Here is a 20236-nt window from a genome sequence, read left to right on the forward strand (position 1 = left end):
CCACGGCGACGGCCAGTCCGACCAGTGCGAGCACGAAGGAGTGCAGGTGCGCGAGTTCTCTGTCCCGCCGATCGTCACCGTTGGCGACGCGGCCAACCTCACCGATCCGGTCTGGGACAACGCCGAAGTCGCGCCCGACACCGTCCAGTTCGCCCGCCCCACAGCGAGCGCCGACGGCACCGTCACCGAGTGGACCGACGTGACCTGCCTCCAGTTCCGCGACGAGGTGGCCGCCGTGGCCCGCGGGCTGATCGCCGCCGGCATCGAGCCCGGTGTCCGGGTCGGGCTGATGAGCCGCACCCGCTACGAGTGGACCTTGCTGGACTACGCCATCTGGACCGTCGGCGCGGTGACCGTGCCGATCTACGAGACGTCCAGCGCCGAGCAGGCCGCGTGGATCCTCGAAGACTCCGACGCGGTCGCCGTCGTGGTCGAGACCGAGGCACACGCCGCCCTGATCGCCGGTGCCCGGCACCGGCTGCCCGAGCTGGGCCAGGTCTGGCAGATCGACCTGGGTGGGGTCGACGAGCTGGTCAGGACCGGTGCCACGGTCGAGCTGGCCGAGGTCGAGCGGCGGCGCAAGGCCGTCCGGGCCGGCGACCTGGCCACCATCATCTACACCAGCGGCACCACCGGCCGGCCCAAGGGCTGCGTGCTCACCCACCGCAACATGTACGCCGACATCGCCAACGCGGTGCCGGTGCTGCCGAACCTCTTCAACGCCGGCGCGAGCACCCTGCTCTTCCTCCCGCTGGCGCACGCCTTCGCCCGACTCATCCAGATCGGTGTCGTCCAGGCGCGGGCCACCATGGCGCACTGCGCCGACACCAAGAACCTGGTCGCCGAGCTGCAGGCGTTCCGGCCGACCTTCGTGCTCTCCGTACCCCGGGTGTTCGAGAAGGTCTACAACGCCGCCAAGCAGAAGGCCGAGGCGGACGGCAAGGGCGGCATCTTCGCCCGCGCCGAGCAGGTCGCCATCGCGTACAGCGAGGCGCTGGAGACCCCGGGCGGGCCGGGCCTGGCGCTGCGCGCCCAGCACGTGGTCTTCGACCGGCTGGTCTACCGCAAGCTGCGCGCCGCGCTCGGCGGACGGTGCCGGGACGCGATCTCCGGCGGCGCGCCACTCGGCGCCCGGCTCGGCCACTTCTTCCGGGGTGTCGGCGTGACGGTCCTGGAGGGCTACGGCCTCACCGAGACCTCGCCCGCCGCCGCCGCGAACCTCCCCAGCGGCACCCGGATGGGCACCGTCGGCCGTCCGCTGCCCGGGGTGACGGTGCGGATCGAGGACGACGGCGAGATCCTGATCTCCGGCGAGCTGATCTTCCAGGGCTACTGGCGCAACGAGACCGCGACCGCCGAGACGATCAGCGCCGACGGCTGGTTCCGCACGGGCGACCTGGGCCAGCTCGACTCCGACGGCTACCTGAGCATCACCGGCCGCAAGAAGGAGCTGATCGTCACCGCCGGCGGCAAGAACGTCGCCCCGGCGGTGCTGGAGGACCTGGTCCGGGCGCACCCGCTGATCAGCCAGTGTGTCGTGGTCGGTGACCGGAAGCCGTTCATCGCGGCGCTGGTCACCGTCGACGAGGAGGCGCTGCCGACCTGGCTGGAGAGCGCGGGGATGCCCCTCGACACGACCGTCGAGCAGCTGCGCGAGCACGAGGGTCTTCGCAAGGAGATCCAGGCCGCGATCGACACCGCGAACCAGGCCGTGTCGAAGGCCGAGGCGATCAAGGTGTTCCGGGTCCTGCCCCGGGACTTCACCGAGGCGACCGGCGAGCTGACCCCGTCGCTCAAGGTCAAGCGCCAGGTTGTCCACAAGACGTACGCGGCGGAGATCGCCGATATCTACCGAGGCTGACTACCATCCGTCACGTGCCCGCATCCACAGCAACCGCACCGCACCCGCATCCTCTCGCCGCGGCCGCCCGCCTGGTGATGTTGGCGCTGGTCGCCATCCTGACCCTGTTCGCCACCCGCGACGTCACCCAGCTGTGGTGGATCGCGTTGCTGGCGGTGGCCGGGCTGCCGTCGCTGCTGGCACCGCAGCACCGCCTGGTCGGCCCGCTGAGCCGGGTGGCCGAGGTGGTGGTGCTGGGGCTGGCCGCGAGCCACGTCGCCGCGGTGGCGTCCATCGGCGGCACTGTCGACGGGCTGGGCGCGTCGGCGGTGCTGCCCTACCTGGCGGTACCGGTGACAGTCACCGCGCTGCGCCGCCGCTTCCCGGAGGGCGCCGCGCTGCTCGTGGTCACCGCCGCCACCCTGCTGATCAGCGGCGCGCTGACCCGGGTCGACGGCGGGCCCCAGCTCGGCCAGCTGGGCTACCTCGCGGTCTGCGCGCAGTGGCTGATCCTGGCGGCGCTGGGGCTCTACGCCGCCGGCACGCTGCACCGGGTGATGGCGGTCCGCGGTGAGGGCAAACCCCAGCCGTACGCCGAGGCCACCCGGCTGCTGACGCAGCTGCGCACTGTGGCCCGGCAGCTGCCCGGGGCGACCCTGGACCCGGGCGGCATCTCCGAGCACCTGCTGGAGGAGTTGCGCACTGTGGCCCGCGCCGACCGGGGCGCTGTGCTCTCGGCCAGCGGCGGCGGTCGGCTCGTGGTGCTCGCCCAGGCCGGCGTCGACCGGGTGGACTGGGAGACGACGCTGGACGCGGACTCGGCTATCGCCGACGCCTGGGCCACCCAGCAGGCCACCACTGCCGCCCGGTCGCAGTCCCGCTCGCACCGCGGCGGCGACGTGTCCGCGCTGATCATTCCGCTGGTCGCCGGGGTGCGCACTGTGGGGCTGGTGGTGCTGGAGGCCGACGCCGCGCACGCGTACCCGCCGCCGGTGGTGTCGCGGGTGACCGGGCTGACCCGCCCGGCCGCGCTGCGACTGGAGGCGGCGCTGCTCTTCGACGAGGTGCGCTCGCTGGCCACCAACGAGGAGCGGCAGCGGCTGGCCCGGGAGATCCACGACGGGGTGGCGCAGGAGCTGGTGATGGTCGGCTACGGCATCGACAACGCCCTGGCCACCGTCTTCGACGACGCCGACGAGACCGCCGAGGCCCTGCGTACGCTGCGCGGTGAGGTGACCCGGGTGATCCAGGAACTGCGACTGAGCCTCTTCGAACTGCGCAGCGAGGTGGACCGGCAGGGCGGGTTGGCCGCGGCGATCGCCGAGTACGCGCGCACCGTGGGCGCGTCCGGCGGGCTGCGGGTGCACCTCTCGCTCGACGAGTCCACCGCCCGGCTGCCGGCCGCCACCGAGGCCGAGTTGCTGCGCATCGCCCAGGAGGCGGTGACCAACGCGCGCAAGCACGCCGGAGCGTCGAATTTGTGGGTCACGTGCGAGGTCGACCCCCCGTACGCGCAAATTGAAGTGTCGGATGACGGTCAGGGGATGGCTGACCAGCGCCCGGACGGGCGGTACGGTCTTGCGATCATGGCCGAGAGGGCGGAACGTATCCGGGGCCGGTTGGAGATCAGGCCGCGGCAACCCAGCGGCACGACCGTGGCGGTGGTTCTCGGCACCTCGGCCCGGCGCGATAACGTGCGCGGCAGCGCAGCACCAGAAGGGGAGTAACCCGAGGATGACCACAAGTCCGATACCGGCCACCCGTACCAAGGTCCTCCTTGTCGACGATCATGACCTGATTCGCAAGGGTTTGCGGCACGCCTTCGAGCGCGACCGCCAGTTCGAGGTCGTCGGTGAGGCGGCCACGGCGGCGGAGGGGGTACGCCAGGCCGGCGCGTTGCAGCCGGACGTGGTGATCATGGATCTGCGGCTGCCCGACGGCAGCGGCCTGGAGGCCACCCGCGCGCTGCGCAAGTCCAGCGCGTCGATGGGCATCGTGGTGTTGACCATGTACGCCGGCGACGACCAGCTCTTCGGCGCACTGGAGGCCGGCGCGAGCGCCTTCGTGCCGAAGACCGCCCCGGCCGACGAGGTGGTGGCCGCCGCACGGCACGCCGCCTCCTCCCCCAGCGCGTTCACCGCGGCCGACCTGGCCGAGGCGATGAAGCGCCGGCTCGCCCCGTCCGGCCCGCAGTTGTCTCCCCGCGAGGGGCAGGTGCTGCGGCTGCTGGCCGACGGAATGAGCGTGGCGGGCATCGCCAAGCAGTTGTTCGTCAGCGAGTCCACGGCGAAGACGCACATCTCCAAGCTCTACGAGAAGCTCGGCGCGGCCAACCGGGCTCAGGCCCTGATGACCGCACTCCGGCTCGGCCTGCTCGAGGCACCGGACGCGCCGAAGTTCTGACCTGCCCTCCCGCTCGTCGAGCGGGACGTCGCGACCAACGGTCCGCGCCAGCTTCGGCCGGCGCGGACCGTCGCGCATCGACCGACGTCGGCGGGTAACCTCCGGCGCGCTATGGTCTGGCGTGCGTGGCGGGTGCACAATACCCGCGCGGGCGACGATGCTCGCGTCGCGGATTCGAGGGGTGAAACGCATGCAGCGGCCGGACTGGGCACCCGACACCATCGACATCGAGCGCCCGAGCGTCGCGCGGATGTACGACTACTACCTCGGCGGCTCACACAACTTCGCCGCCGACCGGGCCGCCGCGCAGGCGATGGTCGCCGCGGTGCCCGAGGCGCCGTTGATGGCCCAGGCCAACCGGGCGTTCCTGCGCCGGGCCGTGCACCACCTCGCCGAGGCCGGGATCCGGCAGTTCCTGGACATCGGCTCGGGCATCCCGACCGTCGGCAACGTGCACGAGATCGCCCAGCAGCTCGACCCGCAGTCGCGGGTGGTCTATGTGGACGTCGACCCGGTGGCGGTGGCGCACAGCCGCGAGATCCTCGCCGGCAACGAGCAGGCCGCAGTGGTGCAGGAGGACCTGCGCAATCCGGAGGCGATCCTGGCCCATCCGGACGTCCGCAAGCTGCTCGACCTGAGCCAACCGGTGGCCGTGATGGTCGTGGCCGTCCTGCACTTCGTCTCCGACGACGATCGACCGGCGGAGCTGCTGCGGACGCTACGGGACGCGTTGGCGCCCGGCAGCTACCTGGTGCTGTCACAAGCCAGCGACGACGGGCGCAGCGAGGACGAACGCGCCGAGGCGGAGCGGGTCTACCAGCGCACCGACAACCCGCTGTGGGTGCGCAGCCGGGCCGAGCTGACCGCGCTCTTCGACGGGTTCGAGCTGCTCGACCCCGGCGTGGTCTGGGTGCCCGAGTGGCGACCGGACACTCCGGAGGGCGCGGAGGACGCCGAGCGCGCGGTCTTCATGGGCGGCGTCGGGCGCCTCGGTGGCTGAGTCGCCCGGGGCGACCCCCTACCCGGGGACGTTCGCCCGGGCCTGGGCGAAGGCGGTCTCCGGCACCAGCTACCTGCCGATGACCCAGGCCCAGTTGGAGTCCCTGCTGGACCGGCTCACCGGGCAACTGGCCGGCGCGTTGCTCACCGAGCCGTTCGACCTGCGTGCCGGGCACCGGGTCGGCGCCGAGCTGGTCGCCGCGCACATCGCTTCCGCCGAGGGGCTGGGTCGTACCGTCGAGGTCATCCAGCTCCGCCTGGTCCGCGACCTGGGGTTGGTGGCCGAGGACGTCGAGGACCGGATGGCCCGGCTGCTGGCGGCCGTGGCGACCGGCTACGCCCGCGCGCTGCGCGACCGGACGCTCGACGAACAGGAGTCCATCCGCCGCGCCGCGATGCGGGCCCGCACCCAGGCCGAGCGGGCGCTGCGGGCCAGCGAGGCCCGGTTCCGGCATCAGGCCACCCACGACCCGCTCACCGGCCTGCCCAACCGGACGCTGTTCACCGAACGGCTCGCCGCCGCGCTCAACGAGCCGGGCCGGGGCGCGCAGCGGGTGGGGGTGTGCTTCCTGGACCTGGACCGCTTCAAGGTGGTCAACGACAGCCTGGGGCACCAGATCGGTGACCTGCTGCTGGCCACTGTGGCGGAGCGGCTCCGCAAGGCCATGGGTGAGCACCTGGTGGCCCGGCTGGGCGGCGACGAGTTCGTCATCCTGGTGGAACGCACCGCCGGCACCGACGACATGGTCGCGGTGGCCGAGACCGCGCTCGCCGCGGTACGCACACCGGCCCTCGTCGACGGGCACGACTTGCAGATCTCGGCGAGCATCGGCATCGTCGAGCGCCAGGTGGCCGGGGCCAACCCGACGGACCTGATGCGGGCCGCCGACAGCACCCTGCACTGGGCGAAGTCCGCCGGTGGGGCGCGCTGGGCGCTCTACGACGCCGAGCGCAACCAACGTGAACTGGCCCGCTACGCGCTCTCCGCGGCCATCCCGGCGGCGTTGGAGCGGGGCGAGTTCTACCTCGACTACCAGCCGTTGACCTCACTCCGCGACGGCAGCCTGGTCGGCGTGGAGGCGCTGGTCCGCTGGCGGCATCCCGAGTTGGGGGTGCTGCGCCCGGACAGCTTCATCGGGTTGGCCGAGGAGACCGGCCTGATCGTCCAGTTGGGCGGGTGGGTGCTGGCCGAGGCGTGCCGCGAGGCCGAGGCGTGGTCTGCCGGGGGTGCCGCCGCGCCGTTCGTCAGCGTCAACCTGGCGGTACGGCAGGTGCACCGGCCCGGCCTGGTGCAGGAGGTCCGCGCGCTGCTGCGGCAGACCGGCCTGCCACCGGAGCGGCTCCAGCTGGAGATCACCGAGAGCACGATGATGAGCACCGCCGAGGAGCCGGTACGTGCCCTGCGGGTCCTCGCCGACCTCGGGGTGCGCATCGCCATCGACGACTTCGGCACCGGCTACAGCAACCTGGCGTACCTGCGGGACCTGCCGGTGACCGAGCTGAAGGTGGCCGGGGAGTTCGTGGCCGGTCTGCGGTCGCCCTCGGTCGGCCGCACCGACGAGCGGATCCTCGCCTCCCTGGTCTCGCTGGCACACGCGCTGGACCTGACCGTCACCGCCGAAGGGGTGGAGACCGCGGGGCAGGCCGAGCGGCTACGCGCGATCGGCTGTGACGCCGCCCAGGGCTGGCACTTCGGCCGCCCGGCCCCCGCCGATCGCATCCTGGCCCGCATCCGCTGAACCCCGACGGCGCTGCCTGGTGTCCCTGCCGCGCCGCCCGGTGGCCGCCGACAGCCGTGGTCGAGTCCCATCACCGCCTCTCGACGGCGCGAGGCTGAGCCCGTCCCGGTATTTTCCATCGAGCGTGATGCCTGTGAGTCATCTTGATGACTCACAGGCATCACGTTGACCTGAGGCACTCGGCAGGTCATGACACGCCCCGACGACAGCCCAACAGGCCCACCGACGAGGTGAACGAGCGCAGCACCACGCCGACCACGTGAACAAGTAGACAGCGTCTACCGCTACTGGTAGACACTGTCTATGGACACCGACGAGAAAGGACTGCGGGCGCGGCTGGTAGCCGCCGGGGTGGACCTGGTGCTGCGCGAGGGCCAGTCGGCGGTGTCACTGCGGGAGATCGCCCGCCGTGCCGGGGTCTCGCACGGCGCACCGCGCCGCTACTTCCCCACTCACGTCGACCTGCTCTCGGCCATCGCGCGGGAGGGCTTCGCCGACCTCACCGCCCGCATCGAGGAGACGATGCGCGACGTCGACCCGGACCCGCGTACCCGATTGACCGCGCTGGCCCGGACGTACCTGGACTTCGCGGCGGCCCATCGCGGCATGTTCGAGCTGATGTTCCGCCACGACCTGCTGGACAGCGGCCGACTGCGGCTGCGTGAGACGAGCCTGCCGCTGTTCGCCGTCCTGGCCGACCTGGTGGCGCAGGCGCGCCGGCCCACCGACGCGCCCGCGGCGGTGCTCGCCGGCGCGCTCTGGGCGAACCTGCACGGCATCGCCCAACTCTGGGCCTGGGGCAGCCTGCCGCTGGCCACCGGCGCCACCGACGACGACGCCCTGCTGCGCGCCGCGTTGGAGGCCCACCTCGGCCCGGCGCCCGCCTGAAACTCGACCCCGGAGGACACGTGCCCCTGCTGTACGACGTCACCAAGCTGACCGTCGGCACCGCGCTGCGGTTTGGCTGGCGGCCCCGCGTGGAAGGGCTGGAGCATCTGCCCCGACACGGTGGCGCGATCCTCGCCGGCAATCACCTGTCCGTCGCCGACGAGTTGTTCCTCGTCACCGCGACGCCCCGACACGTCACCTTCTGGGCGAAGGTCGAGTACTTCAACGGGCGGGGTCCGGGCGGCTGGCTCAACCGGCGGATCGTCGCCGGCATGGGTGCCATCCCGGTCGACCGCGCCGACGGCCGGGCCGCCCTGCGCGCCCTCGACGCCGCCGTACCGGTGCTGCGCGGCGGCGGCCTGGTCGCCGTCTACCCGGAGGGCACCCGCTCCCCCGACGGGCGGCTCTACCGGGGCCGGGTCGGGATGACCCGGCTGGCACGCGACGCCGAGGTGCCGATCATCCCGGTCGGCGTGACCGGCACCGCCGAGGTGCTGCCGGTCGACGCGCGGCTTCCCCGTCGACACCCGATCACCCTGCGGTTCGGCCCGCCGATCCCGGTCGCCGACCGAATCAACGGGCCACGCGACATCCGGACGGTCACCGACGAGGTGATGGCGGCGATCCAGAAACTCACCGGCCAGGAGTACGTGCCGCGCTACGCGCCCGCCCGGGAGAGCTGAACGCGGGCGGCGATCAGCCGGCGAGCAGCGCCGCCATGCGTTCGGCCTGTGCCTCCCAGCGCCACTCCCGTTCCACCCACGCCCGGCCGGCCGCGCCCAGTTGGCGGGCCAGGTCCCGGTCGGCGAGCAGTCCGGCGACCCGGTCGGCGAGCTGGGCGACGTCCCGGCCGCGTACGACGTAGCCGGTCTCCCCCTCCCGGACCGCGTCCGGGGCGCCACCGGAGTCACCGGCCACCACCGGCAGGCCGGTCGCCGACGCCTCCAGGTAGACGATGCCCAGCCCTTCGACGTCCAGGCCGCGGTTACGGGTGCGGCACGGCATCGCGTAGACGTCGCCGGCCGCGTAGTGCGCCGGCAACTCGACCGACGGCACCGTGCCGGTGAACACCACGTCCCGTTCCACACCGGTCTGGCGGGCCAGCTTCTCCAGGGTGGCCCGGTACGGCCCGCCACCGACGATCAGCAGCGCCGCGTCGGGCACCCGGCGGCGGATCTCCGGTAGGGCCCGGATCAACGTGTCCTGACCCTTGCGCGGCACCAGCCGGGACACGCAGACCACCACCGGTCGGTCGGTCAACCCGAGCCGGGCCCGGACCTGTTCGCCGTCCACCGTCGGGTGGTAGGTGTCCACGTCGACCCCGGGGGCGAGGCGGCGCAGCTCGGTCACCCCGTCCAGCACCCGAGCCAACCGGCTACGGGTGTACTCGCCGAGATAGGTGGTCACGTCCACCCCCCGACCGATGCGCCGCAGCGCCGGCCGGGCTGCCGGCACCGCCGCCCAACCGACCTCGTGGCCGTGGGTCTGCGCCACCACCCGGCGGACGCCGGCACGCCGCCGCAGGCCGGCCGCGAGCAGCCCCAACGGGGCCGCCGCGCCGAACCACACCGTGTCGCAGTCGTACGCGCGAGCCAATCGGGCCGCCCTGCGGGCGACCAGCGGCGTGGGCAACAGCACCCTGGTGCGCTCCCGGATCACCTCGAACGGCTGGTCGGCGTCGAACTTCGCGGCCCCGCGCCAGCTCGACGCGTAGACGACCACCGAGCCGGCCGGTTGACGGACCGCGAGGTTGTGCACAAAGGACTGGATTCCACCCGGGCGGGGCGGAAAGTCGTTGGTGACAAGCAGGGTACGGCTCATCGGCCGGCCTCCCGGGCGTACGCGCGGGCGGCGGCCATCCGCTCCACTGTGGACGGGTGCGAGGCCGAGTAGAGGTATTCCCAGCGGGGCGGGTCGGGGTCGCCGAGGTTGACCGAGCCGAGCCGGCGCTGCATCGACTCGAAGGACTCCGGGTCGTTGGTGAGCGCGAGCGCGTGCGCGTCTGCCCGCGCCTCGACCCGTCGGGACATCAGCGCCTGGACCGGAGCGGCGACCAGCCCGGCCACCGTGACCAGGGCGACCAGCAGCGGAAACGCGCTCGGTTGGGCCACCGAGTCGACACCGGCCAACCGCAGCAGTGGCCCCCACGAGCCGAGCAGGTACAGCGCCACCACGGCCGCGGCGGCACCCAACGCCCCGGTCAGCGTGCCGACCGCCACGTCGGAGTCCTTCGCGTGACCCAACTCGTGCGCCACGACGGCGGTCACCTCGGCCGGCGTCGCCTCGCGCAGCAGCGTGTCGTAGACGACCACCCGTCGGGTCGGCCCGAGACCGGAGACGTACGCGTTGACCGCCCTGGTGCGGCGGGAGGCGTCGGCGACCAGCACGTCCCGCACGGGCACCCCGTCACGGGCGGCCATGCTCATCAGCTCGGTGCGCAACGGGCCCTGCTCCATCGGGGTGAACCGGTTGAAGACCGGCTCCACCAGCACCGGCAGCACGAACGACAGCAGCACCACCAGCACGGCGGCGCCGCCCGCGCCGAACGCCCACCACCAGCGCGGCGCGAGCCGGATGACCGCGTAGAAGCCGAACAACGCCACAGCGCCGATCACCGCGCTGACGGCGTACGACTTGAGCAGGTCGACAGCCCAGCCGCTCCAGCCGTTGGTGCTCAAGCCGTAGCGGGTGAGCACGCTCTGCCGCCAAGCGGCGAACGGGAGCGTCACCAGGTCGGCGACGAGCACCACCGCCAGCCCGCCGAGCACCGCCTGCGCGGCCCAGTGCCCACCGAACGGCCGGCCCACCAGCTCGACCAGGCGACTGCCCAGCGGGGTCAACCCGAGTGCGAGGGCGATGAGCAGCCCGACGGCGAGCGCGGCGTAGCCGCCGGGGCGCAGCGCGGCCCGGAACTCCCGGCCCTTTTCCACCTGCTCGGCCGGCAGGTCACCCAGCGCGGCGAGCTGGTCGGCCCGGGGTGCCGGCGGGCGGTGCCACGGGATGAGCAGCGCGGCCAGCACGACCAGCGCGATGGTCAGCCCGGCCAGGGTCAGCAGCGCCCAGCCGCGCGGGGTCACCGCGTCACCGCCCGTTGTTCCCCGCTCATCGCGCTCCTCCCGCCGTGACCGCTCATCCTATGGGCCGCGAGAAGCCCGCTTCCGGGCGCGGTGTCGCACTCAGGCGACGCGGCGGGTGGCGCGACGGCGAGCTGCCTCCGGGCGTGCGGGCGCGGCCAGCACCTCCACGTCGAAGCCGGCCCGGGCGAACACTTCGATGGCCTCGACCTCGGCGGCGACCAACCCGGCCGCCGGGGACGTCTCGTCGAACAGGGCGGTCAGCGGGCAGCCGGAACAGCCGTCGGCCCGCTTCGCGCACCCGTCGCAGTCGATGAGCATCACGCCTCCTGATCGGCTCGCGGCACCCAGGCGACGCCCTTTCGTCGCCGGCCGAGCACCGTCGGTGACATCGACACTAAACACCGGGTACGACAGGAACCCCGTCCGACCGCCCGTTTCAGGGCTAGATCCACTCCACATCAGCGAAATCGGGGTATCCCACCCTTTCGGAACGCCCGACAGCACGGAACTCATGGCTGAGCTGGCCCGGCGACTGCCGACCAGCTGACCGGCGGCGTCCCGAGCGCCCGGTCGTTGGGGCTGAGGTCTCAGCCCTGCGCGTCGAGGTCACGCAGTGCGTAGCGGAGGTGCTGCCACTCCTCCTGAAAGATCACGTGGAGGCAGTGCAGGACGGACACGATGTGCTCCGGCCACCAGGCGCTCGGCCGAGACTCGGCGAGCAGCTCCGGCGTGACGGTCGCCAGGAAGTCGCGCACCATGGCCTGCCGCTCGGCCCGCACCGCAAGGACCGCCTCGAAGCTCGGCTGCTCCGTGGCGAAGACCGACATGTCGAAGCCGTCGGTCTCGTACTCGACATGCGACTGACCCAGCGGGTGGAACGGCTGCGGCAGGCGCAGGATCGCCTTGCCCAACCATGCGTCGGCGGCGAACGCGAGATGGCGCAGCGTCTGCGCGAACGACCACTCCCCGTCGATCGAGACGTCGACCGCACCCTCGGGCATGGACACGGCCCGGTCGACCGCCGCGGCCCAGACCCGTTCGAGCGCGGCCCACCCCGCCCGGAGGTCGTCCGGGTTGCTGGCCTGCCGGAGCTCACGCCCGGGGAACCGCCGGTTGAGCTCGGCCTCGACCAGCGGCACGACATCGACGCCGTTGACCAGGAACGTGCCCTCGGCCAGCCACGGCGCGTCGATGTCCAGACCATCCACATCGACGCCGCGCATCACCGCACCGGCCAGCGTCGACCTGTTGAACCGGGCACCCCGCAGGTCCCGGTCGACGAAGACCTTGACGTCGTCCTGTGCCATGGCGACTCCCATCCCTCGGCGGTCGCGGTGACGCTAACGCTCCGGTACGACAGCCGGACAGGCCAGGAAACGGTGCGACAGGACGACGTGCCCCTCAGGAGCGGGCGAGCCGCCGCAGCAGCGAGTCAGCGCCCAGCGGGTACGCGCCGTGCCGGCGTACCCCGTCGGCGACCTCGCGGTCCGACGAGACCACTACCACCGGCCGGCCGGCCGGCTCGGCGCGGACCAGCCGCCGGATCAGCTCGTCGGCGGTCTCGCCCTTGCGGGAGAAGAGCACCCGTACGCCGCGCGGGGCGGGCGGCAGCCCGTGCATCCGTTCGGCGCCGTCGAAGACCACTGTGACCTCGTCGCCGGTCTGCGCGGCGATGCCGCCCAGGCCGGTGATCAGGCGTTTGCGCTGCTGCTCCAGGGACATCTCGCCGAAGCCGCGCTTGGTGACGTTGTAGCCGTCCACCACGAGGTGCGCGCGGGGCAGGGCGAGCAGTTGGTCGAGCCGGGCCGGGTCGTCGGTGTCGCGGGCGCGGGCGGCGGGGCCGGCCGGGGCGGTGCCCGGCTGCTCGGCGAACGCGTCGGCGACGAAGTCGGCGGGGAGTTTGTCCACCGGGTCGAGGGCCAACTCGCGGCGCAGCCCGACGGCGGCCTGGCCGATGGTCTCCAGCAGCAGCCAGAGCCGGGCGTCGTCGACCGAGCGCGCCTCCTTGGCGCTGGCCCGGGCCACCCCGGCGGCGGCCTCGGCCTCGGCCAGCCGGGCCCGGGCGCGGCGGAGTTCGGCGTCCACGTCGGCGCTGGCGCGGGCGGCCCGGCCGCGCTCGGTGGCCAGCAGCTCGGTGGCCTTCCGCTCGCGAGCCTGGGTCTCCCGCAGGGTGCGGGCCACCTGTCGGGACTCCTCGCGGAGCTGACCCAGCTCCTCGCGGACGCGGGCCAACTCGTCGCGGAGCTTCTCGGCCTCGACCCGGGCCACCGCGCGGTCGTGCTCGGCCCGGGTGGCCCGCTGCTCGGCCTCGCGGACCAACTCGGCGACGACGGCGCTGTCCGCCTCGGCGCGTACCGCCGCGCCGCTGGCGTCGATCAGTTCCCGCCAGCCACGGGGCCGGGCCAGGTAGGCCAGCGCGGCCACCTCGACCGGGTCGGCGGCGGCCGGGGCGGTGCCCTCGACCACTGCCGCGCCGAGGTCACCGGCGTCGGTCAGGACCCGCGCGGTGACCCGCTGCCGGAACAGCGGGTCGGCGGTGAGCTGGGCGGCGATGACCGGCGCGCCGAGCCGGGCGCGTCGGTTGGGGGCGAACTTGGCCACCCGGCGCAACGGCACCGGCACCTCGTCGGTGGGGAGGGTGGGCAGCACCGCCGCGGTCAGCGTCACGATCCGCTGCCGGACCGGCTCGGGCAGGGTGGGCTCGGGCTCGGCGGCGGGGGCATCGTCCGGCTCGGCGCTGGGGGCTTCGTCCGTCGTCGGGTCCGATGCGCGCGCTGTGTCGGTGACTACGTTGTCGTCCGGGTTGCCCACAGCACCGTCGAGCGCGACCGGATCCTCCTGCGGGAGGTGGTCGTCGTACGGCTCGGTGAGGGGCATGTGGCAAGTCTCCCACCGCAACCGGGCCCACCGCCCGGTGAGTGAGCCGATCTCTCATCCTAGCCCCATGGTGACGGATGGGACGGCTGCGACGGGAGTGTCGGACCGGGGCGCTAGCGTGCCGCCGATGGCACAGGCGGAGTACGTCCAGGAGTCACTGGCCGGTCTCGACCCGGCGGTGGGCGGGGTGGACCCGGCGCTGCCCCTCTACGCGACGACCTTCGTGGTGGTCGACCTGGAGACCACCGGCGGCGCGCCGGACGGTGGCGGCATCACCGAGATCGGCGCGGTCAAGGTGCGCGGTGGCGAGCAGTTGGGGGTGCTGGCGACCCTGGTCAACCCGGGCCAGCCGATTCCGCCCTTCATCACCGTGCTGACCGGCATCACCCAGGCCATGCTGGTCCCTGCGCCACCGATCGAGCAGGTGCTGCCGAGCTTCCTGGAGTTCATCGACGATGCGGTGCTGGTGGCCCACAACGCCCCGTACGACGTGGGCTTCCTCAAGGCCGCCTGCGCCAAGCACGGCTACCGCTGGCCCAACCCCCGCGTCCTGGACACGGCTGCGCTCGCCCGCCGGGTGCTGACCCGCGACGAGGTGCCCAACCGCAAGCTCGGCACCCTGGCCGCCTACTTCCGCACCGCCACCCAGCCCACCCACCGCGCGCTGGACGACGCGAAGGCCACCGTCGACGTGCTGCACGGGCTGATCGGTCGGCTCGGCGGGCACCGGGTGGACACCATCGGCGACGCCATCGAGTTCGCCCGCGCGGTCACCCCGACCCAGCGCCGCAAGCGGCACCTGGCCGAGGGGTTGCCCAAGGTCCCCGGGGTCTACATCTTCCGGGCCGCCGACGACCGGCCGCTCTACGTGGGCACCTCCGTCGACATCGCCACCCGGGTACGCAGCTACTTCACCGCCGGTGAGAAGCGCGCCCGGATCTCCGAGATGCTGGGCGCGGCCGAGCGGGTCGAGGCGGTGGAGTGCGCCCACTCGTTGGAGGCCGAGGTCCGTGAGCTGCGGTTGATCGCCGCACACGCCCCGCCGTACAACCGCCGGTCGAAATACCCGGAACGGATGGTCTGGCTCAAGCTGACCGACGGTCCGTACCCTCGGCTGTCGATCGTCCGCGACCTCTCCCCCACCGACACCGCGTACCTCGGGCCGTTCACCTCCCGGCGGGCCGCCGAGCTGGCCGCCGCCGGTTTCCACGACGCGGTGCCGCTGCGCCAGTGCACACACCGGCTCTCGCTGCGCACCGTCACGCCGGCCTGCGCGCTGGCCGAGCTGGGTCGCTGCCCGGCACCCTGCGAACACAGGATCACCCCCGAGGAGTACGACGACACCGCCGCCGCGCCCTTCCGCACCGCCACGGCCAGCGACCCCCAGCCGGTGGTGGACGCGCTGCTCGCCCGGATCGACGTGCTCTCCCGCGACCAGCGCTACGAGGAGGCGGCCGTGGTGCGGTCCCGGTTGGCCGCCGTGCTGCGGGCCACAGTGCGGATGCAGCGGCTGGCCGCGCTGACCGGGATCGTCGAGTTGGCCGCCGCCCGGCCGGCCGCCCGGGGCGGCTGGGAGTTGGCGCTGGTCCGGCACGGCCGGCTGGCCGGCGCGGGGGTGTCCCCGCCGGGCGTGCACCCGCGGCCCACGTTGACCACGATCCGGGCCACCGCCGAGACGGTGTCGGGCGGGCACGGTCCGGTGCCGGCCGCCACCGCCGAGGAGTCCGAGCGGATCCTGTCCTGGTTGGAGCGACCGGAGACCCGACTCGTCGAGATGTCCTCCGGTTGGTCCTCTCCGGCGAGTGGCGCGGGCCGGTTCCGTGACCTGCTGGCGAAGGCCGAGGGCGGGGCGTCCCACCAACTCTCGACCGAACGCTCATGACCAACTGACCGATCGGACTACGTCGACTCGCTTAGGCTGTTAGAGAAGTGCAGTCCTGCCCGATTCGTGGGCCTGCTCCCGCCGCCGGGTTCCGGCGACGCGGAGCCGGGGTGAGGAGGTGTCCCTCGTGGACGTCGACGCCGGACACGGCGCCGCCCTGGGGGGCGCCCTGCCGACACAGCCGGGTGAGCTGCCGCTCGCCCGCCGACTACGGTCGTTGCTCAGCTGGCCGACCACCGACTCGGACCCGGTCACCCAACTGGTCCGCACCCACCGGGGCATCCACGCCGGCACCGACCCCGCGGTGCTGCGCCGTGCCTACACCATCGCGGAGAACATGCACCGCGGGCAGTTCCGCAAGAGCGGGGAGCCGTACATCACCCACCCCCTCGCTGTGGCGCAGATCTGCGCCGAGCTGGGCATGGACACCACCACCCTGGTCGCGGCGCTGCTGCACGACACCGTGGAGGACACCCGCTACACCCTCCAGGCGCTCTCCGAGGATTTCGGCGGCGAGGTGGCCCACCTTGTCGACGGGGTGACCAAGTTCGACAAGGCGTTCTACGGCAAGGCCGCCGAGGCGGAGACGATCCGCAAGATGATCGTCGCGGCCGCCAAGGACGTCCGGGTGCTGATCATCAAGCTGGCCGACCGGCTGCACAACATGCGGACGCTCGGGGTGCGCTCGGCGTCGTCGCGGGAACGGATCGCCCGCAAGACCCAGGAGGTGCTGGTCCCGCTCTGCGACCGGCTGGGCATCCAGACCCTGAAGCGCGAGCTGGACGACGTGGTGCTGCTGCACCTCGAGCCCGACGAGCACGCCCGGCTGGCCCGGCACGTGCACGACCGGCCGGGCTGGGACGCGTACCTCGACTCGGTGGTCACCCGGACCCGGGTGGCGCTGCGCCGCAGCCGGGTCGACGCCGAGGTGAGCCCCCGTCCCCGGCACCTCTACTCGATCTGGAAGGACACCATCGCCGGCGGCCACACCGCCCCGTACGACCTGCCCCGCATCGTGGTGGTGGTCGACGGCCCGCCCACCGACTGTTACGCCGCGCTGGGCGCGATCCATGGCACCTGGCGACCGGTAGCCGGCCGTTTCAAGGACTTCATCGCCTCGCCGAAGAACAACCTCTACCGTTCGCTGCACACCAGCGTCTGCGGCCCGCAGGACCGCACCGTGGAGGTGCTGATCCGCACCGAGGAGATGCACCGCTCGGCCGAGTACGGCATCGCCGCCGACTTCCGTTTCCCCCGCTCCGGCAGCAGCAGCGCCGCAGCCCGTGCCGAGCAGTTGGACTGGCTGCGCCGGGTGCTCGACTGGGAGCCGGACGCCGCCGACCCGGCACAGTTCTACGAGTCGCTGCGGTGCGACCTCGCCGAGGGGCAGATCCAGGTCTTCTCCGACGGGCGGCAGGTCGTGCTGCCGGCCGGTGCCACGCCTGTCGACCTCGCGTACGAGCTGGGCAACGACCGGGGCGACCACTGCCTCGCCGCACGCATCAACGGTCGGCTCGCCCCGCTCAGTTCGGAGCTGGACGAGGGCGACGTGGTGGAGATCTTCACCGAGAACGACGGCGACAACGGCTTCGAGGCCGGGGTGGCGCCGCGCGGCCCCCGCCGGGAGTGGCTGAGCTTCGTCAAGTCGCCGCACGCGCAGATGCAGATCAACAGGTGGTTCGCCGAGCACACCGAGCCGGGCATCACGATCAGCGACAAGGTGCGCCTCGGCCGGGCCACCATCGGGCTCGCCCTGCGCCAGCACAACCGGGGCCTCGCCAGTGACCTGCCGTTGCTGCGCCTCTCCGAGGAGTTGGGCTATCCCGACCTGGAGACCCTGCTGGTCGCGGTCTTCGACCGGGTGATCGAACCGGACACCGTGGTTCGCCAGCTCATCGACCTGGTCGACCATCGACAGTGACCCGGCGGGCCCCAGCGCGTCCGAAGGACATTCGTGACCACTAGCCTGGAGTCATGATCCCTCGCTCCCGCGCCACCGGTCGGGCCCTCTTCTACCAGGCCTTCTACCGGCTGCCGTTGCCGGTGCGTCGGCGCCTGGTCCGGTTGGCAGTGCCCAAGTACATCGTCGGCGCGGTGACACTGGTCCGGGACACCGAGGCGACGGGCGCGGGTCGGTTGCTCATGCTGCGTCAGCCGCCCGGCAAGGGTTGGTCACTCCCCGCCGGCCTGCTCAACCGGGGCGAGGCCCCGGTGGTGGGCGCGGCCCGTGAGCTGTTCGAGGAGTCCGGCGTCCGACTCGCCCCGTCCCGGCTGCGCCCGGCGGTGCCGAACGCGATCGTGCACGCCAAGGGCTGGGTGGACATGGTCTTCGAGGCCGAGGTGCCGGCGTCCAGCACCGAGCTGGTCGTCGACGGCGGGGAGGTCTTCGAGGCCGCCTGGCACCCCCTGGACGACCTGCCCAAGCTGACCTGGCCGACGGCCCGGCTGCTCGCCTACTACGACATCGGGCCGCTGGCCGGGCAGTTCCCGCCACCGGTGCCCGACGACACCCCGTGACCGGCGTGGCCGGTGTGCCGGCGGAGTTGTGCGCTGTGGTGCTGGCCGCCGGCGAGGGCACGCGGCTGCGCCCGCTCACCGAACGGGTGCCCAAGGCGCTCTGCCCGGTGGGCAACGTCCCCCTGCTGGATCGGGCGTTGGCGCGGCTGGCCGGGTTGGGCCTGGCCGGTCCCGACCGGGTCGCCGTGAACGCCTGCTACCTCGGCGACCAGGTGGTGGCGCACGTCGGCGACCGCGCACACCTGTCGGTGGAGCCGGGCGACCCGCTGGGCACCGCGGGCGGGGTGGCCAACCTGCGGGACTGGATCGACGGGCGGCCGGTGCTGGTCGGCAACGCCGACGCGTACCTCGCCGACAGGGCTACTCCCCCGGGCCCGGACCTGGCCGCCCTGCTCGACGGCTGGGACGGGCGGACCGTACGCCTGCTCGGCCAGCCGGCCGCGGACCCGGCGGCGCCGGGCACCTTCGCCGGGCACTGCTTCACCGGCTTCTCGCTCCTGCCCTGGCGGCTGGTCCGGGACCTGCCTGTCGTCTTCTCGGACCTGGTCCGCGCCGTGTGGCGGCCGGCCGAGGCGGCGGGAGCCCTGACTGTGGTGCCCTACCCGGGCACCTTCTTCGACACCGGCACCCCGGCCGACTACCTGGCGGCCAACCTGCACGCGGCCGGCGGCACCCTGGTCGACGAGTCGGCGACGGTCACCGGCCCCTGCGTGGAGTCGGTCGTCGGCGCGGGCGCGCGGGTGGACGGCGACGTGTTCCGCACCGTGGTGTGGCCGGGCGCGACAGTACGCGCCGGCGAGCGGCTGCGGAACGTGATCCGGGCCGGGAACGACCTGACAGTGCCCTGCACCGCCCAGGGTTGAGCCGCGACGGCTCCCGCCTCCGGTTCCGGGCCGGAACATCTAGCATGGGCGACGACGCCGACGAACGGAGAAATGCCCCGTGATCACCGCGATCGTGCTGATCGACTGCGCCACCGATGCGATCCCCGAGGTGGCGGAAAACCTGGCCAACCTTCCCGGCGTCAGCGAGGTCTACTCGGTGGCCGGGCACGTCGACCTCATCGCCATCGTCCGGGTCCGCGAGTTCGACCAGATCGCCCAGGTCATCGCGGGCAGCATCTCCAAGGTCCCGGGCGTGCTCAACACCGAGTCGCACATCGCCTTCCGGGCGTACTCCCAGCACGACCTCGAGGAGGCGTTCGCGATCGGCCTGGCCAGCGCCGACTGACCCGCGGGCCCGTGCCGGCCCACGGCGCACAGGGCGGCCGGCCCACCCCCGTGGGGTGGACCGGCCGTCTGCTGTGGCTACGTCAGCTCTCGCTGGGAGCCGGTACCTCGGTGGTGCCGCCGCCCGGAGCCGGCGACTCGGTGCCGGTACCGCCGCCAGGAGCCGGCGACTCGGTGCCGGTGCCGCCCGGAGCCGGCGACTCAGTGCCGGTGCCGCCCGGGCTGGGCGTACCGCTGGCGCTGGTCTGCGGAACCGGGATGCCCAACTTGTTGGCGAGCGCCACCAACTCGTCGTAGTGCGTCTGCAGCGTCGGAAGCGCCGTCTGCGCCAACTGGACCACCGACTGCTCGGAGCCCTGCGAGATCTCCGTCTGGGTGGCCTGGATGGCCTGGACGTGGCCGGCCAGCTCACTGGTCACCCAGAGCCGGTCGAACTCCGCACCGCTGGCGTTGTTCAGCTTGTCGATGACCGCCTGCTGATCGGCGTTCGGCTCGTTCGGCAGTTCCACCCCGAGCTGTGACGCGGTCTGCTGCACCGTCTGGTCCAGCTGGGTGTGGTCGGTCTTCAGCATCGCGCCCAGGTCCTTGACCCCCTGGTCCTGACCCTTCTGCTGAGCCAGGTCACCAGCGGTGATCTCGAACAGGTTGACCTGGTGTACCGCCTGCAGGTACTGGGTGTCCTGCGTTGACGGCTGTGCCGCGGCCTGCGCGGCCGCAGCCGGCGCCACACCGACCAGTACCAGCGCGGCCAACAGGCCGAGGCGTTTGATACCCAACATGCTTCC

At 72.9% G+C, this 20236-nt stretch carries 18 protein-coding genes; 12 read left to right on the plus strand and 6 right to left on the minus strand.

Features of this window, described 5'->3' with window-relative positions; all coding sequences use genetic code 11:
* Positions 1-46 precede the first annotated feature (46 nt).
* From IW249_RS00490 to IW249_RS00520, 7 genes are all read left to right on the plus strand, one after another.
* Positions 47-1861, plus strand: coding sequence for an AMP-dependent synthetase/ligase (locus tag IW249_RS00490; RefSeq protein ID WP_196918956.1), 1815 nt, complete (start codon positions 47-49; stop codon positions 1859-1861).
* A gap of 14 nt (positions 1862-1875) precedes the next feature.
* Positions 1876-3567 carry a sensor histidine kinase gene (locus IW249_RS00495; protein ID WP_196918957.1) on the plus strand — a complete coding sequence of 564 codons (1692 nt, stop codon included), beginning with the start codon at positions 1876-1878 and terminating at the stop codon, positions 3565-3567.
* 7 nt (positions 3568-3574) lie between these two features.
* The gene (locus IW249_RS00500) at positions 3575-4243 is read left to right on the plus strand and encodes a response regulator transcription factor (RefSeq protein ID WP_030337723.1); all 669 of its coding nucleotides are present in this window, start codon (positions 3575-3577) and stop codon (positions 4241-4243) included.
* 190 nt (positions 4244-4433) lie between these two features.
* A complete protein-coding gene (locus tag IW249_RS00505; protein ID WP_196918958.1) occupies positions 4434-5243 on the plus strand; it encodes an SAM-dependent methyltransferase in 810 nt (269 codons plus the stop codon).
* Between the two features lie 79 nt (positions 5244-5322).
* The gene (locus IW249_RS00510) at positions 5323-6981 is read left to right on the plus strand and encodes a putative bifunctional diguanylate cyclase/phosphodiesterase (RefSeq protein ID WP_231392803.1); all 1659 of its coding nucleotides are present in this window, start codon (positions 5323-5325) and stop codon (positions 6979-6981) included.
* Positions 6982-7284: 303 nt separating this feature from the next.
* The gene (locus IW249_RS00515) at positions 7285-7869 is read left to right on the plus strand and encodes a TetR/AcrR family transcriptional regulator (protein WP_196918960.1); all 585 of its coding nucleotides are present in this window, start codon (positions 7285-7287) and stop codon (positions 7867-7869) included.
* Positions 7870-7889: 20 nt separating this feature from the next.
* Positions 7890-8552 (plus strand): lysophospholipid acyltransferase family protein, encoded by a 663-nt coding sequence (locus tag IW249_RS00520; protein WP_196918961.1) that lies wholly within the window; start codon positions 7890-7892, stop codon positions 8550-8552.
* A 13-nt stretch (positions 8553-8565) separates the two neighbouring features.
* Here the strand turns inward: IW249_RS00520 and IW249_RS00525 are convergent, their stop codons facing one another.
* The 5 genes from IW249_RS00525 to IW249_RS00545 all read right to left on the minus strand — a co-directional run bounded on the left by IW249_RS00525 (position 8566) and on the right by IW249_RS00545 (position 13823).
* Positions 8566-9690, minus strand: a complete 1125-nt coding sequence (locus IW249_RS00525; protein WP_196918962.1) for a glycosyltransferase family 4 protein — start codon at positions 9688-9690, stop codon at positions 8566-8568.
* Complete coding sequence (locus IW249_RS00530; RefSeq protein ID WP_196918963.1) at positions 9687-10946, minus strand: M48 family metallopeptidase; 1260 nt, start codon at positions 10944-10946, stop codon at positions 9687-9689. The genes IW249_RS00525 and IW249_RS00530 overlap by 4 nt, the downstream gene beginning before the upstream one ends.
* Positions 10947-11045: 99 nt before the next feature.
* The gene (locus IW249_RS00535; protein WP_196918964.1) at positions 11046-11264 is read right to left on the minus strand and encodes a hypothetical protein; all 219 of its coding nucleotides are present in this window, start codon (positions 11262-11264) and stop codon (positions 11046-11048) included.
* 269 nt (positions 11265-11533) lie between these two features.
* Entirely contained in the window at positions 11534-12253 is a 720-nt protein-coding gene (locus tag IW249_RS00540; RefSeq protein ID WP_196918965.1) for a DinB family protein, read from the minus strand.
* 94 nt (positions 12254-12347) lie between these two features.
* A complete protein-coding gene (locus IW249_RS00545) occupies positions 12348-13823 on the minus strand; it encodes an NYN domain-containing protein (RefSeq protein WP_196918966.1) in 1476 nt (491 codons plus the stop codon).
* Positions 13824-13950: 127 nt separating this feature from the next.
* Here IW249_RS00545 and IW249_RS00550 point away from each other — a divergent pair, with 127 nt between their 5' ends.
* From IW249_RS00550 to IW249_RS00570, 5 genes are all read left to right on the plus strand, one after another.
* Complete coding sequence (locus IW249_RS00550; protein WP_196918967.1) at positions 13951-15705, plus strand: DEDD exonuclease domain-containing protein; 1755 nt, start codon at positions 13951-13953, stop codon at positions 15703-15705.
* Positions 15706-15832: 127 nt separating this feature from the next.
* Positions 15833-17626 (plus strand): RelA/SpoT family protein, encoded by a 1794-nt coding sequence (locus IW249_RS00555; RefSeq protein ID WP_196924565.1) that lies wholly within the window; start codon positions 15833-15835, stop codon positions 17624-17626.
* 53 nt (positions 17627-17679) lie between these two features.
* Positions 17680-18222: an NUDIX hydrolase gene (locus IW249_RS00560; protein WP_196918968.1), complete on the plus strand. Its 543-nt coding sequence runs from the start codon at positions 17680-17682 to the stop codon at positions 18220-18222.
* Entirely contained in the window at positions 18219-19085 is an 867-nt protein-coding gene (locus tag IW249_RS00565; RefSeq protein WP_196918969.1) for a nucleotidyltransferase family protein, read from the plus strand. The genes IW249_RS00560 and IW249_RS00565 overlap by 4 nt, the downstream gene beginning before the upstream one ends.
* Positions 19086-19164: 79 nt before the next feature.
* Entirely contained in the window at positions 19165-19452 is a 288-nt protein-coding gene (locus IW249_RS00570) for an Lrp/AsnC family transcriptional regulator (protein ID WP_074313163.1), read from the plus strand.
* Positions 19453-19534: 82 nt separating this feature from the next.
* Here IW249_RS00570 and IW249_RS00575 read toward each other — a convergent pair whose 3' ends face one another.
* Positions 19535-20230 carry a DUF4142 domain-containing protein gene (locus IW249_RS00575; protein ID WP_196918970.1) on the minus strand — a complete coding sequence of 232 codons (696 nt, stop codon included), beginning with the start codon at positions 20228-20230 and terminating at the stop codon, positions 19535-19537.
* Positions 20231-20236 lie beyond the last annotated feature (6 nt).

The organism is Micromonospora vinacea (assembly GCF_015751785.1).
In the GTDB taxonomy this organism is placed as follows: domain Bacteria; phylum Actinomycetota; class Actinomycetes; order Mycobacteriales; family Micromonosporaceae; genus Micromonospora; species Micromonospora vinacea.

What these genes read in the sequence shown, in the direction of transcription:
- IW249_RS00540 (WP_196918965.1), bottom strand. Translation starts at nt 12,253, where the DNA reads ATGGCACAGGACGACGTCAAGGTCTTCGTCGACCGGGACCTGCGGGGT.
- IW249_RS00515 (WP_196918960.1), top strand. Translation starts at nt 7,285, where the DNA reads ATGGACACCGACGAGAAAGGACTGCGGGCGCGGCTGGTAGCCGCCGGG.
- IW249_RS00500 (WP_030337723.1), top strand. Translation starts at nt 3,575, where the DNA reads ATGACCACAAGTCCGATACCGGCCACCCGTACCAAGGTCCTCCTTGTC.
- IW249_RS00505 (WP_196918958.1), top strand. Translation starts at nt 4,434, where the DNA reads ATGCAGCGGCCGGACTGGGCACCCGACACCATCGACATCGAGCGCCCG.
- IW249_RS00550 (WP_196918967.1), top strand. Translation starts at nt 13,951, where the DNA reads ATGGCACAGGCGGAGTACGTCCAGGAGTCACTGGCCGGTCTCGACCCG.
- IW249_RS00560 (WP_196918968.1), top strand. Translation starts at nt 17,680, where the DNA reads ATGATCCCTCGCTCCCGCGCCACCGGTCGGGCCCTCTTCTACCAGGCC.
- IW249_RS00535 (WP_196918964.1), bottom strand. Translation starts at nt 11,264, where the DNA reads ATGCTCATCGACTGCGACGGGTGCGCGAAGCGGGCCGACGGCTGTTCC.
- IW249_RS00545 (WP_196918966.1), bottom strand. Translation starts at nt 13,823, where the DNA reads ATGCCCCTCACCGAGCCGTACGACGACCACCTCCCGCAGGAGGATCCG.
- IW249_RS00525 (WP_196918962.1), bottom strand. Translation starts at nt 9,690, where the DNA reads ATGAGCCGTACCCTGCTTGTCACCAACGACTTTCCGCCCCGCCCGGGT.
- IW249_RS00510 (WP_231392803.1), top strand. Translation starts at nt 5,323, where the DNA reads ATGACCCAGGCCCAGTTGGAGTCCCTGCTGGACCGGCTCACCGGGCAA.
- IW249_RS00575 (WP_196918970.1), bottom strand. Translation starts at nt 20,230, where the DNA reads ATGTTGGGTATCAAACGCCTCGGCCTGTTGGCCGCGCTGGTACTGGTC.